This window comes from Tenacibaculum sp. SDUM215027, from assembly GCF_050566205.1.
Taxonomy (GTDB): Bacteria; Bacteroidota; Bacteroidia; order Flavobacteriales; family Flavobacteriaceae; genus Polaribacter.
In genome coordinates, this window is record NZ_JBNXUE010000001.1 from 983,722 (window position 1) to 998,802 (window position 15,081).

12 protein-coding genes and 1 tRNA gene are annotated in these 15,081 nt (G+C 31.3%); 6 read left to right on the plus strand and 7 right to left on the minus strand.

Features of this window, described 5'->3' with window-relative positions; genetic code table 11:
* Nucleotides 1-13: 13 nt before the first annotated feature.
* On the minus strand, nucleotides 14-1,171 hold the full coding sequence (locus ACQYZ7_RS04615; RefSeq protein ID WP_430728598.1) for a hypothetical protein: 1,158 nt from the start codon (nucleotides 1,169-1,171) through the stop codon (nucleotides 14-16).
* Between the two features lie 522 nt (nucleotides 1,172-1,693).
* Here ACQYZ7_RS04615 and ACQYZ7_RS04620 point away from each other — a divergent pair.
* Nucleotides 1,694-3,121, plus strand: coding sequence for a PAS domain-containing protein (locus ACQYZ7_RS04620; RefSeq protein WP_430728599.1), 1,428 nt, complete (start codon nucleotides 1,694-1,696; stop codon nucleotides 3,119-3,121).
* Nucleotides 3,122-3,146: 25 nt separating this feature from the next.
* Here the strand turns inward: ACQYZ7_RS04620 and ACQYZ7_RS04625 are convergent, their stop codons facing one another.
* The 6 genes from ACQYZ7_RS04625 to ACQYZ7_RS04650 form a co-directional block, all read right to left on the minus strand.
* The gene (locus ACQYZ7_RS04625; protein ID WP_430728600.1) at nucleotides 3,147-4,133 is read right to left on the minus strand and encodes an MlaD family protein; all 987 of its coding nucleotides are present in this window, start codon (nucleotides 4,131-4,133) and stop codon (nucleotides 3,147-3,149) included.
* A 5-nt stretch (nucleotides 4,134-4,138) separates the two neighbouring features.
* Complete coding sequence (locus ACQYZ7_RS04630) at nucleotides 4,139-4,888, minus strand: ABC transporter ATP-binding protein (protein ID WP_430728601.1); 750 nt, start codon at nucleotides 4,886-4,888, stop codon at nucleotides 4,139-4,141.
* Nucleotides 4,885-5,667, minus strand: coding sequence for an MlaE family ABC transporter permease (locus tag ACQYZ7_RS04635; RefSeq protein ID WP_430728602.1), 783 nt, complete (start codon nucleotides 5,665-5,667; stop codon nucleotides 4,885-4,887). Before ACQYZ7_RS04635 ends, ACQYZ7_RS04630 begins: the two co-directional genes overlap by 4 nt.
* Before the next feature lie 240 nt (nucleotides 5,668-5,907).
* The gene (locus ACQYZ7_RS04640) at nucleotides 5,908-6,495 is read right to left on the minus strand and encodes a hypothetical protein (protein ID WP_430728603.1); all 588 of its coding nucleotides are present in this window, start codon (nucleotides 6,493-6,495) and stop codon (nucleotides 5,908-5,910) included.
* A 350-nt stretch (nucleotides 6,496-6,845) separates the two neighbouring features.
* Nucleotides 6,846-6,919: transfer RNA gene (locus ACQYZ7_RS04645), tRNA-Ile, on the minus strand.
* A 53-nt stretch (nucleotides 6,920-6,972) separates the two neighbouring features.
* The gene (locus tag ACQYZ7_RS04650) at nucleotides 6,973-7,944 is read right to left on the minus strand and encodes a polyprenyl synthetase family protein (protein WP_430728604.1); all 972 of its coding nucleotides are present in this window, start codon (nucleotides 7,942-7,944) and stop codon (nucleotides 6,973-6,975) included.
* A gap of 126 nt (nucleotides 7,945-8,070) precedes the next feature.
* Here ACQYZ7_RS04650 and ACQYZ7_RS04655 point away from each other — a divergent pair, with 126 nt between their 5' ends.
* The 5 genes from ACQYZ7_RS04655 to ACQYZ7_RS04675 are packed head-to-tail and all read left to right on the plus strand — an operon-like array spanning nucleotide 8,071 to nucleotide 15,072.
* Nucleotides 8,071-8,679 carry a TetR/AcrR family transcriptional regulator gene (locus ACQYZ7_RS04655; RefSeq protein WP_430728605.1) on the plus strand — a complete coding sequence of 203 codons (609 nt, stop codon included), beginning with the start codon at nucleotides 8,071-8,073 and terminating at the stop codon, nucleotides 8,677-8,679.
* Between the two features lie 5 nt (nucleotides 8,680-8,684).
* Nucleotides 8,685-10,016 (plus strand): TolC family protein, encoded by a 1,332-nt coding sequence (locus tag ACQYZ7_RS04660; RefSeq protein ID WP_430728606.1) that lies wholly within the window; start codon nucleotides 8,685-8,687, stop codon nucleotides 10,014-10,016.
* Between the two features lie 11 nt (nucleotides 10,017-10,027).
* Nucleotides 10,028-11,203: an efflux RND transporter periplasmic adaptor subunit gene (locus ACQYZ7_RS04665; RefSeq protein ID WP_430728607.1), complete on the plus strand. Its 1,176-nt coding sequence runs from the start codon at nucleotides 10,028-10,030 to the stop codon at nucleotides 11,201-11,203.
* 16 nt (nucleotides 11,204-11,219) lie between these two features.
* Complete coding sequence (locus ACQYZ7_RS04670) at nucleotides 11,220-11,591, plus strand: four helix bundle protein (RefSeq protein ID WP_430728608.1); 372 nt, start codon at nucleotides 11,220-11,222, stop codon at nucleotides 11,589-11,591.
* Between the two features lie 13 nt (nucleotides 11,592-11,604).
* The gene (locus ACQYZ7_RS04675; RefSeq protein ID WP_430728609.1) at nucleotides 11,605-15,072 is read left to right on the plus strand and encodes an efflux RND transporter permease subunit; all 3,468 of its coding nucleotides are present in this window, start codon (nucleotides 11,605-11,607) and stop codon (nucleotides 15,070-15,072) included.
* Nucleotides 15,073-15,081: the final 9 nt, after the last annotated feature.

Below are 15,081 nucleotides of genomic sequence, written 5' to 3' on the forward strand. Positions count from 1 at the left end.
ATGTTTTGTTCTATTAAAAATAGTATCCGATATTTATGTTAAATCTCATGTTCCAATCAGCATTCGGTGTACCGTTTGCTAGAGCGTTTGTCCATACTGGGCCTAACCAGGGATGGTCTTTTCCAGCGGCAAAATCTATATAAGTATAAACATTTCCTGCAGTTACTAAGAAGCCAAATACATTCATTAAACTGTCTTCAAAATTCTCAGCTGTTTTATCCATGTAACCAAAATCATTATATACTTGTATGCTAGAAATAGGTTTCCATTTAACAGGAAAAGTGTAAGCAGCACCTAAAGTATATGTTGTTGCTTCTGTAGCAGTAAGGTAAGGAGCTCCATAAGCAGTTAAGGCAATAAGGTTGCTGTAGGTAGTGTTTTTAGTGTTGTATTTGTAAGTAGATACTTGTGCTTTAGCATCAAAGTTTTTTACGTTTAATTGGTAATGTAGGGCAAAAGCATGGTGACTTGAAGTATCTTCAGTATCTAAATTATAAAGCCCTCCATATTGAGCAGAAAACCCTATTTGGTGCTGTGTGTTTTCACTTCCGAAATGATAATTTACTTTACCATTTAATTGGTTTGTTTCCTTATATCTTAAATCAAGGTCTCCATCTCCATCAATGTCTATAGAGGCAACATCGTAAGAGTATCGGCTATCAGAGACATCAGAGTTGCTTCCAAAATTTAGTTCTTCAGCATTTTTAAAAAAAGCCAAGGCATATTCCCATTTTTCTCCTTTATGTGTAAATTTTACCCCCATATCATGATCGTCTTCTAGTCCTAAGTAGTAGTTAATACCAAAAAACCAACTATGAGAATTGTATTGAGTAATACCAAAAGGCACTTGCGTTAACCCTAATTGGATATTGTCTTTTTCGTTAAAGTCATACCCTAACCAACCTTGTTTAAGCATGCCGCCACCAAAACTTTGTGAATAAAAGCGGTATTCAGCATTTAGCTTTATTCCTTTATATTTTGCTTTAGCATTAATTCTGAAGACGTCGAAGCCGAAATCGCCTCCACGCTTTTTTTGACCGTCTTTCCAAGAAGATAGGTTATAGTTAAATCGTAGTGCTCCGCCAATTTTAACCTCAGGCTTTTCTTGTGAAAACATAACTGTAACAAAAGAAAAAGCAACTAAGACTAGGCTTTTTTTTGTGAAATTCATTGTTAATTTTAATAAATGTGAAGAAAGCGTACTCGTAAAAGCACATTTTCAAGTGAAAGGATAATAAAAACCTCTTTTTAGCTTAAAAAAAAGATGATTATTTTGAAGGAGGAATGAATTTATCTGATTGATTCCTAAAAACTAAAAAGTTAAAACTGAATATTCGTTTATTCTTTTTGTCTTTGAGCTTTTTTATCATAAGGCTGCAAAGGTACTGATTAAAAAGGGGTTTTCAAAAAAGAGAGCCTTTGAGTGTTAAAATTTTTAACTAAAAAGAATATAAAGTACCCTTAATATTTTATGAATTATTTGAAAAACATGTAGTATTTAATACTTTTTCATGATACTCCTTTATGTTAGTTTTCTAAAAGGGTGCTAAAAAGGAAGGACAAACTAAGAAATTTAGAATAAAGAAATTAAGTTGACTAGAAACAATGGTCTGTTGTGTTTTAAGTGATGATTATCGTTTTTTATGTTGTTAAATTTCAGTATATTAAGTGTCATGTATAAATGAGAGTCTCAATGGGAAGAAAAAATTTGTATGGCTATATCATAAATAGTATTATGGTTATAGTACTTGGTGTTATTTATTGGAAACAAATGGATTATACTACCAATAAATTCTGGAATTGGATTTCATTGGTTCTAATAGTTCTCATTTTAGGAATGTTAACAATTGTTTTTTTTGTTTTAAAAACACAAATTAAAGCAAAAGAGAAATCGCAAGATCAGCTTTTAAGGAATCAAAGATTATTACAATCGATAATAAACAACACAACCAATGTTATTTCTGTAAAAAAAATAAATGGAGAGTATATACTAGTAAATGAGAAGTATCAATTAATTTTTGGTACATCAGAGGAAAGTTTAATAGGAAAAACGAACCATGATATTTTACCAAAAGAAATTGCAGATAGATATCTTGAAGCCGATTTAGAGGCGATAAAAGCTGGAAAAGAAATTCAAATAGAAGAAGTAGTAGAACAACCTGACGGACCACATATATATTTGTCTGTAAAGTTTCCTTTATTTGATGTTTCTAATAGAGTATATGCTATTGGAAGTATATCTACAGATATTACAGAAAGAAAGGCGGTTATGGAGTCGCAAAAGGCGGCTGATACCTTTTTTAATATTTCTACAGATAGTTTGGTTATTGCATCTAATGAGAAGTTTTTAAAAGTTAATACTTCGTTAAGTAATCTTTTAGGATATACAAAAGAGGAACTTTTAAGCAAGTCGTTTGCCGCTTATGTTTTTCCTGAAGATCTTGAAAAGACAAAAGAAGCAATTAAAAAGCTAGAAATGGGAGCGAACTTAGTGAGTTTTAATAATAGATGGATTTGTAAGGATAAAAGTATTAAATGGTTGTCTTGGAATGCTACTTCAGATATAAATACAGGAACACTGTATGCTGTGGCTAGAGATATTACTAAAGATTTGTTACTTAAGGAAGAGAATGAAAAAAGAATGAAAGAGCTGTATGAGAACCAGCAAAAATTGAATATGATTATAGAAAACATTAGTGATGGTGTGTTAGTTGCAAATACTGATAAACAGGTTATATTGGCTAACGAGGTTGCTAATGAGCTTTTTGGTATAGAAGATGATTCAAAAATATCTATTGATTTTTCAGGCCATTTTAAAGTGCTAAACTCATATGATGGAAAAGTTTTTCCTATTCAAAGCCTACCGGCTGAACTAGCCTTAGAAGGTAAAATCACCAATGATATTGATGTATTATTGATGAATAAAGAGACGAATGAAGTAAGGAGAGTATTGTTGAGTGGAAGACCTATAATTGATAATGAAAATTATATCGCTGCTGTGGTTGTAACTATTAAAGATATAAGTAGGTATAAAAGGTTAGAAGCGGAATTAAAAAGAAAAGACCAAGAGTCGAGAAGAAGAATTGGTTTCAAAAAAAATGATTCAAAAAAGAAAGAATAAAATTGTTAGAAGAGTTAAGAGGAAGTTATTTATTTTTTTCAGCTTTTTTCTTTTGTTTTTCTAATTTTCTAAAATAGCCTCGAGTTAAAAAATTGTGTTTAAAAGCTTCCATGTTTTCATTAAACTTTTCTGTTCCTTCGTTTATATTTTGAAGTGTAGATTTTAGACTATTAACCAAAGAGGTGTCCTTTGTAATATAGTTAAGAACTCCTTCACTAGAGTTAAAATCATCAACTAAAACATTAATGTTTCCTAAAAGGCTATCAATTTTTACACTTGATGCATCAATGTTATTTACAAAAGATTTTAATTTTTTACCTGAAATAGAATCATTAATTAACATGCCTAAAACGGTGTTGTCGTTTGTTTTTAAAGAAGTTATCATGTGATTTAATTCATTAATAGTGTTTGATGCTTGGTAACTTATTTTTTTTAGGTTTCTAACAGACTGTTTCATGTCTTTTGCCATAATAGTATCGTTAAGCAAAATTCCTAAAGTTCCTTTACCTTCTAATAGTTTGTCGGTTATTTTTAAAAGATCAGCTGTAAGTATTGCTGCGTTTTCATTGGTAACGCTTAATGTGTTTAAGATATCATCTGTTCCAATTTTATTATAAGAGCTAATAACATCTCCATTTTTAATTAATGCTTCTGTTTTCTTTCCTGGAACTATATTTATAATCATATTTCCTACCAGTCCGTCAGAACCTATGGTTGCAACAGCATTCTTCTTTATATGAATGGCTATTTTTTTGTCAATAACCATGTTTACTTTTATTGTAGAGTCATTAATCATGATTATATCTTTTACTGTACCAATGTTTATTCCTGAATAGCGAACATTATTACCGTTTTGTAGCCCGTTAACATTTTGAAAATAAGCACTGATAGTGAAGTTTTTTTGAAACATGCTTTGGCGTTGCCCAATAAGGTAAATAGCAAAAACAAAAATAATTGTACCTATAGATACAAATAATCCTAACCTAAATTTTTGTGAGTTTGTTGTTTTCATAATACTTATTTAAAAAAAGCTTTAACCTTAGAATCTTCAGAGTTAGATAGTTCTTTAAATGTTCCTGTAGCATAGTCAATACCATCAATAAGTAATATCATTCTATCTGAAATAACTCGAGCACAATCAACATCGTGGGTAATAATAAGTGACGATGTATTGTGTTTTTTTTGAATATCTTGCATTAAGATAATAATTTCTTTTGCAGTAATAGGGTCTAATCCACTTGTAGGTTCGTCGTATAAAATAATTTTTGGTTGTAAAATAAGTGTTCGGGCTAAAGCAATTCGTCGTTTCATGCCTCCAGACAATTCTGAAGGCATCATGTCTACTGTATGTGTCAATCCAACATTGTCTAAAGCTTCAATAACCAGTTTTTCTGTGTTAATTAACTTTTTATTCTTTTTTGTGCGGCCTCGCAATGGAAACTCTAAATTTTCACGGACAGTCATAGAGTCATATAGCGCACTACCTTGAAATAGAAAACCTATGTCGGTACGTAAAATATCTAAGGCTTCTTGGTCTAGTTTAGTTATATCGTGATGCATCACTGAAATAATTCCTTTATCAGCTTCCATTAAACCTACTAAACATTTAATCATAACCGATTTTCCAGACCCTGATTTTCCCATGACTACTAAATTTTCACCTTTATAAAGCTGCATATTAAATCCATTAAGCACATGGTTACCTCCAAAGGCTTTGTATAAGTCTTTAATTTCTAGAACTACTTTTTTGTTAAGGGTATTTGTCATAATTCAAAAAAGATATCAGTTACAAAAACAGCTATAAAATCAATAATAAAAAGTAATAAAGAAGCAGTTACTACAGCTGTGTTTGTAGCTTTACCAACACCAGCGGTTCCTTTTTTACAGTTATACCCCTTAAAGCAACCAATAATTCCTATTGCTGCTCCAAAGAAAAACGACTTTATTGTAGCTGGAACTACGTCTCCAAACTTTATAGCATCAAATACTTGATTAAAATACAAAATAAAAGAGACATCTCCTTTTGTGCTTTCAACTAAAAAAGATCCAAACAAAGCAACAGTATCTGCTATAATCACTAGTAAAGGGAGCATGAGGGTAACGGCTAAAACTCGAGTAACTACTAAGTATTTAAAAGGATTTATGCCAGAAACCTCCATAGCATCTATTTGTTCGGTAACACGCATAGAACCTAATTCTGCGCTAATACCAGAACCTATTTTTCCTGCACATACTAAAGCAGTGATGATAGGGCCTATTTCTCTTATAATTGAAATACCAACCATAGAAGGCATCCAAGATACAGCACCAAACTCCATTAAAGTTGGGCGAGTTTGCAAAGTAAGAACCAAACCTATTATAAAACCAGTAATACTAACTAGCAGTAACGAACGATAACCTATTTGATAACATTGTAGCATTAACTCCTTAAACTCAAAAGGTCGTTTAAATGTCTCTTTAAAGAAACGAGCGGTAAAAAAAGCTAACTCACCAATTTCTATAAAAAAAGATTTCAACTGTTTAATCATTAAATTAAAACGTAGCATAAGTTGATTTTAATATTGTAATTAAATGTGTGTCAGTTAATTGTTATTAAAAATAATGAAAATCATACTATAAAACTGATGGATATCATTTAAATATCTTAATAGAGAGCTTTTAGGTTAAAGTTTTTTATTGTTCTAGCAATTTAGATTGTAAATAGTTGTGTTAGCAATGTTAGTTATTGATTGAGTTGAGTTTTTGTTTGCTTCGTTCTAAAAAAGCGAGGTTTTTATTGAGTAAGTTTAAAGGTTAGCAAAAAAGAGGACTAAAATTAAGATGAGTAAACCTACTAAAAAACTACTATAAGCTAGTTCTAAATGAAAATAACCGCGTTTCATTTCTTTTTCTAATAAAAACATAGTTCGAACCTGATTCCCTATTTGTAATTCTTGACTATTTAAAACTTTGTTGTAAGCTTCTTCGTATTCTTCTAAAGTCTTGCCGCTAGACATACCAATCATAAAAAGGTTTTCCTCTCTTTTTTCGTATTTAGAAACAACATCTCTTTTAAATCGTTTGTAAAAGGCTAAGCTATTGGGTTTAGAAGCTAATATGGAAAAGATTAAAGAAGTAAAAGATGTTATAATTAAAATAATGGCAATTTTAATACCGAAGTTAATTTCAGTAATGTAGTTAAAGAAAATAACAGATGCTGAAAGTATTGTAGCGTTTACTTTTAACATAATAGCTGCTTTTCTGTCAATTAAGTTTAAAGTGCTGAGGTAGAATTTATTTTGATTTCTTTGATAAGTGGCAAAAGATTTTCTAGGTTCTTTTTTTGTGGTAAACAAGCCCATACTTTCTTTAAGTTCAGTTTCTTTAGTAGTCATCTCTATAAAGTTTGCGCGATAAAGGTTTACTGAGAGTGCTGTAACTAATGAAGAGTTTTTAGTTTTAGTTTTGTTTCATTCTATTTGTTTATTGTTGATTAATTCAACACATTGGTTGTACTGTAAAATTAAATCGCTAGTGAATTGATAATTTATTTTTCTTGGGAAAAATTTTTCTGAGGAGTGTCTTAAAGATACGAAAAAAATATGTCTTTTGGTTGTTAGGTGTTGTAAGTGAGTTGACTAAGAGTTTGGCTTTGAGAAGCTATTAAAGAATTGATAGTTTTGAAGTTTGATACAGGGAATTAGTAGAAAACAAAAAAGCTTCACAAAAAGTGAAGCTTTAAAGGTGGTCCCACATGGACTCGAACCATGGACCACCTGATTATGAGTCAGGTGCTCTAACCAACTGAGCTATAGGACCAGTTAAATTTGGATTGCAAAAATAAAAACTTTTTTAAATAAAAAGCTATTTTTTTACACTTTTCTGCTCATTAAATTTTCACCAAACAGACGTAAGCCCTTTTTGTGCTTATCGCGAATGTTTAAATGGGCGAGGCTTTCAAAAGACTTATTTGTGTAGTACTCAATGAGTTTGTGTGTTTCTTGAGGGATGTTGTTTACCTTAAAAATAGCCGAAACAGTAGCCACTTTTTCAGTATTATTTTTTTGTTTTTCGTTGTAAAGATTTAATAAATCTTCTTTGTCAGTACCATTTGCTACTTCTAAAGCCTTTAAATAAAGAAATGTTTTTTTGTTTTCAATAATATCTCCACCAACTTGCTTTCCAAAAGATTCTGGGTCGCCAAAGGTATCTAGATAATCATCTTGTAACTGAAAAGCAATTCCTAAGTTTAAACCGTAATTATATAAATGTTGGGCTTGTTCTTCATTAGCGTTAGCAACAATAGCACCCATTTTTAAAGCAGCAGCAACTAAAACAGATGTTTTTAACGTAATCATTTTAATATATTCATCAATGGTTACATCATTTCTAGTTTCAAAGTCAACATCTAACTGTTGGCCATCACAAACCTCTAAAGCAGTCTTGCTAAATAATTGTGCTAGTTTTTGAAAAATTTCAGGTTCGTAATTTTCAAAATATTGATATGCTAAAATAAGCATAGCGTCACCAGATAAAATACCTGTATTTATATTCCATTTTTCATGCACAGTTTCCTTTCCTCTCCTTAAAGGAGCATCATCCATTATATCATCATGCACTAAAGTAAAGTTATGAAAAACTTCAACAGCGAATGCAGCAGGTAATGCCTTCTGATAATCGTTTGAAAAAACATCAGCAGCGATTAAGGTTAACATTGGGCGAATTCTCTTACCCCCTAATCTTAATATATAATCTACTGGTTCGTAAAGGTTTTTAGGCTCTCTTGAGAACTTTTGAGATTCTAAAAAAGTTATAAAGTCTGATTGATATGATAATATGTCCAAATTTGAAATTTTTTGTAAAAATAAGGTAAAGATAAATTTTAACTATAACGTAATGTTAAAAAAAGATTAAAACTCTGGAAACTTTTTTTGTTTCTAGAGTTTCCTGTTGTACATTTGCAATCAATTATGAGAGATAAAATAATAAATAAAGCAGGAGAAATGTTTTTAACCCTTGGGTTTAAAAGCACAACGATGGATGATATTGCGAAAGAACTTGGGATGTCTAAAAAAACATTGTACAAGTACTTTTCAAATAAAACAGCTTTGGTAGATGCTAGTACAGAATCGGTTCATAATACAATTAGCGAAACGATTGATACAGTAAAAAGTCAAAATTACAATGCTGTAGAAGAAGAATTTGCAGTGAAAGCAATTTTTAAAGAAATGTTTAAAAATGCAAAAACTTCACCAATGTATCAGTTAAAAAAATATTACCCAGAAACATATACAAAGTTGATAGAACGTGAGGTGTGTATGTTTAGAGATTGTAATGTAGATAACTTGAAAAAAGGTGTTGAGCAAGGTTTGTATAGAGCAAACACTAATGGAGACCTTTTAGTAAACTTCTATTTTACACTAGTTTTTGGGGTGTTTGAAAGCGAGTTGTATAGTAACGATATGCAAGAGGTTATGGAAATTGAATATGAAATTTTAGAATACCATATTAGAGCAATTGCAACGGCTAAGGGAGTAAAAGAATTAGAAAAACAATTAAGAAAAATAAATCAAAACTAAAAACAATGAGGAAATACATATATGGTGTATTTGTGTTCTTTTTTACAGGGTATATAATTGCTCAAGAAAAGGAAATGAGTTTATCAATGCAAGAAGCAATTGATTATGCTATAAAAAACAGTTACGACAATAAAGTGTCCTTAAACGATATAGAAGCAGCAAAAAAGAAAAAGTGGGAAACTACTACTATAGGTTTACCGCAAATTAATGGAGTTGTAGATTATCAAAACTGGTTAAAGCAACAAGTGCAATTGGTTGATTTTAACAGTGATGGGGTGGATGAAGAACTTATTTTCACGAAAAAACAAACAACTAAAGCATCTGTTACTTTAAGTCAATTATTATTTGATGGTTCGTATTTGGTAGGCTTACAATCAGCAAAAACATATTTAAAAATCTCTGAACAAGCAAAAGAAAAAACAGAACTAGCAACACGAGAAGCTATTATTAATGCTTATGGTAATGTGTTAGTTACTGAAAAATCAATTGATATTTTAGAGAATAATAAGAAAATACTTGAGAAAAACTTAAATGAAACTCAAAAAACCTATGATAATGGGTTAACAGAGTTAGAAAACGTAGAGCAATTACAAATCACTTTAGGAAACGTTGAAAGTAACTTAAGAAATGCTGAACGATTAAAAGAAATAGCATATCAAATGTTAAATGTTTCTTTAGGGAATTCAATTGAAACTAAATTAACATTAACCTCTACTCTAGATAATTTAGTTATTGATAATACCGATTTGAGCTTATTAGCTACTCAATTTAATATTGATAATCATATCGATTTTAAAATTGCTCAGAATGACAGGGAAAGTAAACGTTTATTGATGAAGTTAGAACAAAGTAAATATTTACCAACATTATCAGCTTTTGTGAATTATGGTGTGACAGCTTTTTCTGATTCATTTACTTTTTTAGATAGTAATCAACGTTGGTTGGGGTCTTCTTTGTTAGGAGTTAGTTTAAATGTACCAATTTTTAGTTCTTTTGGAAGAAACTCAAAAGTGAAACAAGCAAAAATAGCATTAGAAAATGCAGACATTCGATTAGAAGAAGCAAAACAAAAGCTAAACTTACAGGTAGAGAGAGCTAAGAGTGAGTATCAATTAGGGATTGAAAATTACGAAACAGCTAAGAAAAATTTAGCATTAGCTGAACGAATAGAAAAAAAGCAACAAGTAAAGTTTTTTGAAGGAATTTCTTCAAGCTTCGATTTACTACAAGCACAAAATCAGTTATACACACAACAAAACAATTACGTACAATCAATGTTGAATGTAATTGCTAAAAAAGCACAATTAGAAAACGCATTAAACATACCACTAAAATAAAATCAACTATAATGAGAAAAATATATTCACTATTCGCAATTACATTGCTTTTAGCTTCATGTGGAGGTAAAAAAGAGCAGTCTGTGCAAGACGTAATAGCATCTAACGATTTAGCTAAAATTCGAGAGAAAAAAGCATCGTTAGATACACAAATGCAAACATTATCAGAAGAAATAAAGGTTTTAAATAACAAAATTTCTGAATTAGATACCAATAAAAAAGTTCCTTTAATTACAGTTCTTTCGGCAAAGAAAGAAGTTTTTAATCATTATTTAGAGCTACAAGGGGCAGTACAAACAAAGCAGAATGTACTAATCTACCCTGAAATGCCAGGACTCTTAACACGTATTTACGTAAAAGAAGGACAGTATGTTAAAAAAGGACAAACCTTAGCAAAAATTGATGATGGAGGTTTAGCGAATCAATTAGCACAAATTGAAGCTCAAGCAGCATTAGCAGAAACAACGTATAAGCGTCAAAAGCGTTTATGGGATCAGAAAATAGGATCAGAAATTCAGTTTTTACAAGCAAAAACTAATTATGAAGCGCAAACCAGTGCTGTTAGTCAGTTAAGAAGACAATTAGCAAAGTCTGTAATCACTGCACCTTTTTCAGGAGTAATTGACGATGTAATAAAAGAGCAAGGAACTGTAGTGGCGCCAGGAATGGGGTCTGAGATTTTTAGAATAGTAAACTTAAAAAACATGTATATCGAAACAGATGTGCCTGAAAGTTATATTAGTTCTATAAAAAAAGGAAAAAATGTTGAAGTTGAGTTTCCAGTTTTAGGAGAAAAATTAACGTCTAAAATTCGTCAAGCAGGTAATTTTATCAATCCAGCTAATAGAACATTCAAGGTTGAAGTTGAAGTTCCAAATAAAGATGGAAGCATAAAACCGAATTTAACAGCGAAGTTAAAAATCAATGATTACTCTAATGAAAATGCAATTTTAATTCCTCAAAGTATTATTTCAGAAAATGCTAAAGGAGAACAATATGTATATATAGTAGAAAACATCAAAGATCAGGTTGGAACTGCTAAGCAAATAATTATAACTACAGGAAAAACTCAAGGAGATATTATTGAAGTTTTAAGTGGAATTGAAAGCGGAACAAAAATTATTGAAGAAGGAGCTCGTAGTGTAAAAAACGGACAAGAGGTTAAGGTGTTAGCTGTTAGTCAATAGTTTTTTAGTCGGTAGAATGAAAGAAATTAAATTCAAGTTCGAAGATTTAAAAGTGTATCAAAAATCACTTGATTTTGTAGATGTCGTTTATAAAGTTAGCAATACGTTTCCAAAAGAAGAAAACTATCGATTAACGTCACAATTCATAAGAGTAGCCACTTCTGTAGCATTAAATATTGCAGAAGGCTCAGGAGATACAAACCCACAATTTTCTAGATTTTTGCAAATAGCATTAGGTTCTGTTAAAGAATGTGTGGTTTGTGTAGCAATCGCTAAAAATCAAAAGTATATTTCAATAGAAGAAGAAAATAATTTAAGAGAAAAATTAGAAGAACTATCAAAGATGATAAGCAGTCTTCAAAAGTATCTTAAAAACACTAATGACTAAAAACTAAAGTCTAATGGCTGATAAAAAACAAAAAAAACAAGTAGATAAAGAATTTGGCTTATCCTCTTGGGCAATTAACAACAAAACAACCATTTATGTAATGATGGTTATGATACTTATTATGGGGATTTCTGCCTTTTTAAGTATGCCAAGAGAAAACTTTCCAGAGATTAGAGAAACCAAAATTTATATAAGCTCTGTATATCCAGGGAATACTGCTGAAGATATTGAAAAACTAATTACCGATCCGTTAGAAGATAAACTAAAAACGGTAAGTAATGTAGTTGAAATAACTTCAACATCACAAGAAGATTATTCGATGGTGGTGGTTGAGTTTGACGAAAACATTAGTGTAGATCAAGCAAAACAAAAAGTAAAAGATGAAATTGACCAAGAAACTTCAGGTGAAGATTGGCCTACATTTAACGGAGCGAAAGTAGAACCAAATGTTTTTGAGCTAAGTATTTCTGAAGAAATGCCAATTTTAAATATTAATATCTCTGGAGATTACCCAGTTGATAAATTAAAAGAATTTGGTGAGTATTTAGAAGATGAAATTGAAGATTTACAAGAAATAAAAAAAGTAGATATCCGTGGTGCTGAAGAAAAAGAAGTCGAGGTAGCAGTAGATATTTACAAAATGATGGCAGCACAAGTAAGTTTCCAAGATGTAATTAACGCAATTAATGGAGGTAACTTAACAATGTCGGCAGGTAATTTAATTGCTAGTGGACAGCGACGTACTGTTAGAATTTTAGGAGAAATTGAAGATCCACAAGAGTTACAAGATTTTGTAGTAAAATCGGAAAAAGGAAACTCAATTTATCTACAAGATATTGCAAAAGTTTCTTTTAAAGATAAAGATAAAACTACGTATGCTCGTGAGTTTGGAGAGGCAGTAGTAATGCTGGATGTAAAAAAACGTTCAGGAAAAAACATGGTAGAAGCTGCTGAAAAAATTCAGAAAATTGTAGAAGACACCAAAGCCAATATATTCCCAAGTAATTTAAAAGTAACTATTGCTAATGATCAATCTTCAAAAACCATTGGTCAGGTAGATGATTTAGTTAATAATATCATTTTTGGGGTAATCTTAGTAGTTTTAGTACTAATGTTCTTTTTAGGGTTTAAAAATGCCTTATTCGTAGGATTTGCCATTCCAATGTCAATGTTCATGTCATTAATGATATTAAGTTGGCTAGGGTATACGATGAACACCATGATTCTCTTCGGATTAATTATGGGGTTGGGAATGTTAGTAGATAATGGTATTGTAGTTGTTGAAAACGTATACCGTTTGATGGATGAGGGTATGCCAAGAATTGAAGCGGCTAAAAAAGGGATCGGTGAAATTGCATTTCCAATTATTATCTCAACAGCAACAACAGTAGCGGCATTTATTCCTTTAGGAATGTGGCCTGGAACTATGGGGCAGTTTATGATTTATTTTCCAGTAACACTGTCAGTTGTATTAGGTTCTTCATTATTTGTAGCAATTTTCTTCAACTCGGTAATGGTATCACAGCTTATGAGTGTAGAAGATAAAAATATGCCACTGAGACGTATCATAATTTTGTCAATTACTATGGCAATATTAGGTTTGTTAATCGCATTTTTAGGAGGAACATATAGAGCTATAGGAACAATTATGATTTTTACTTCCATCATGTTATGGGTGTATCGATTAGCGTTAAGGCCATGGGCAAATCGTTTTCAAAATACAGTATTACCGCGTTGGGAACGTTTTTATGAGAAAATGTTACGAGGAGCACTAAGAGGGTGGAGACCTTATGTAATTTCAATTGCAACTTTTGTATTTCTATTTATAGCATTTGGTGGATTTGGAGCTTCAATCGGAAGTCAACGTACAAAAGTTGAGTTTTTCCCAGATAATACCCCGAATCAGATTATTGTGTATATCGAGTATCCGCAAGGAACAGATATAGAAAAAACAAATCTGATTATGAAAGATTTGGAAGAACGAGTTTATAAAGTGTTAAATGCTCCTGAGTATGTTGATAATGGATACAATTTCTTAGTAGAGAGTGTCGTATCTCAGGTAGGAGCTGGATCAGGAAATCCACAAACAGATGGAGGTTCAACAGCAGAAATGCCACACCGAGGAAAAATTACTGCCTCGATGCGGGAGTATAAGTACCGTAGAGGAGCAGATAGTAAAGAGTTACAAAAGAAAGTAACAGAAGCTTTACGAGGAATTTACCCAGGATTAGAAATTTCAGTAGAAAAAGAAGCGGTAGGGCCACCAGCAGGATATCCTATTAACATTGAGTTAGAAGGAAATGATTATGCAGAATTAATCAATACCGCTGAAAAAATGCGTGACTTTATTAACTCAAAAAGTATTGCAGGTATTGATGAGTTAAAGATTGATGTAAATAAATCTAAACCATCAATGTTGGTAAATGTTGATCGTAAGAAGGCTGGAGAATTAGGAGTAAGCTCATCGCAAGTAGGAAACCAGTTGCGTAATGCTATTTTTGGATCAAAAGCGGGAGTTTACAAAGAAGATGGTGATGATTACGATATCTATGTTCGTTTTAATAAAGAAAACAGATATAATAAAAGCGCGATTTTCAATCAGAAAATTACTTTTAGAGACATGGCTACAGGAACAATTAAAGAAATTCCTGTCTCTGCAGTGGCAGAACAAACAAATACTTCTGGGTTTAGTGCAATTAAGCACAAAGACGTTAAGCGAGTAGTAACAGTATACTCTGCTTTAGCACCAGGTTATACAGATGCAGCAGCAATTGTTTCTACAATTCAAAATGAAATGAAAACATTTACTGAAAAACCAGTGACAGTAAGAGTTGACTATACAGGGCAAATTGAAGAGCAAAATAAACAAATGGCATTCTTGATGAAAGCATTTTTTGGAGGTTTAGGATTAATTTTTTTAATATTAATTTTCCAGTTTAATTCTGTTTCTAAGCCAGCAATCATTATGCTAGCAATCTTCTTAAGTTTAATAGGTGTATTTGGAGGGTTGATTATTACTGCAAAACCATTCGTAATTATGATGACTATGATGGGGATTATTTCACTTGCGGGTATTGTGGTAAATAACGGAGTAGTACTCTTGGATTATACTCAGTTATTAATAGACCGTAAAAAAGTAGAGCAAGGATTAAAAGAAGAAGATTATGTTGATGTAAACACACTAGGCGAAGCAATTATTAGAGGAGGTAAGGCACGTTTACGTCCAGTACTTTTAACAGCAATTACAACCATTTTAGGGTTAATTCCATTAGCAACAGGGTTAAATATTAATTTTTTTACCTTAGCTAGTGAGTTAAATCCACACATATATGTTGGAGGAGATAATGTAATTTTCTGGGGCCCATTAGCATGGACTGTTATTTACGGATTATTTATAGCAACCTTCTTAACATTAATTGTAGTACCGATATTATTCTACTTAATCACTAAGTTTAAAATGTGGTTACGTAGCGTTTTATAATTGATTTTT

What these genes read in the sequence shown, in the direction of transcription:
- ACQYZ7_RS04615 (WP_430728598.1), bottom strand. Translation starts at nt 1,171, where the DNA reads ATGAATTTCACAAAAAAAAGCCTAGTCTTAGTTGCTTTTTCTTTTGTT.
- ACQYZ7_RS04620 (WP_430728599.1), top strand. Translation starts at nt 1,694, where the DNA reads ATGGGAAGAAAAAATTTGTATGGCTATATCATAAATAGTATTATGGTT.
- ACQYZ7_RS04625 (WP_430728600.1), bottom strand. Translation starts at nt 4,133, where the DNA reads ATGAAAACAACAAACTCACAAAAATTTAGGTTAGGATTATTTGTATCT.
- ACQYZ7_RS04630 (WP_430728601.1), bottom strand. Translation starts at nt 4,888, where the DNA reads ATGACAAATACCCTTAACAAAAAAGTAGTTCTAGAAATTAAAGACTTA.
- ACQYZ7_RS04635 (WP_430728602.1), bottom strand. Translation starts at nt 5,667, where the DNA reads ATGCTACGTTTTAATTTAATGATTAAACAGTTGAAATCTTTTTTTATA.
- ACQYZ7_RS04640 (WP_430728603.1), bottom strand. Translation starts at nt 6,495, where the DNA reads ATGACTACTAAAGAAACTGAACTTAAAGAAAGTATGGGCTTGTTTACC.
- ACQYZ7_RS04655 (WP_430728605.1), top strand. Translation starts at nt 8,071, where the DNA reads ATGAGAGATAAAATAATAAATAAAGCAGGAGAAATGTTTTTAACCCTT.
- ACQYZ7_RS04660 (WP_430728606.1), top strand. Translation starts at nt 8,685, where the DNA reads ATGAGGAAATACATATATGGTGTATTTGTGTTCTTTTTTACAGGGTAT.
- ACQYZ7_RS04665 (WP_430728607.1), top strand. Translation starts at nt 10,028, where the DNA reads ATGAGAAAAATATATTCACTATTCGCAATTACATTGCTTTTAGCTTCA.
- ACQYZ7_RS04670 (WP_430728608.1), top strand. Translation starts at nt 11,220, where the DNA reads ATGAAAGAAATTAAATTCAAGTTCGAAGATTTAAAAGTGTATCAAAAA.
- ACQYZ7_RS04675 (WP_430728609.1), top strand. Translation starts at nt 11,605, where the DNA reads ATGGCTGATAAAAAACAAAAAAAACAAGTAGATAAAGAATTTGGCTTA.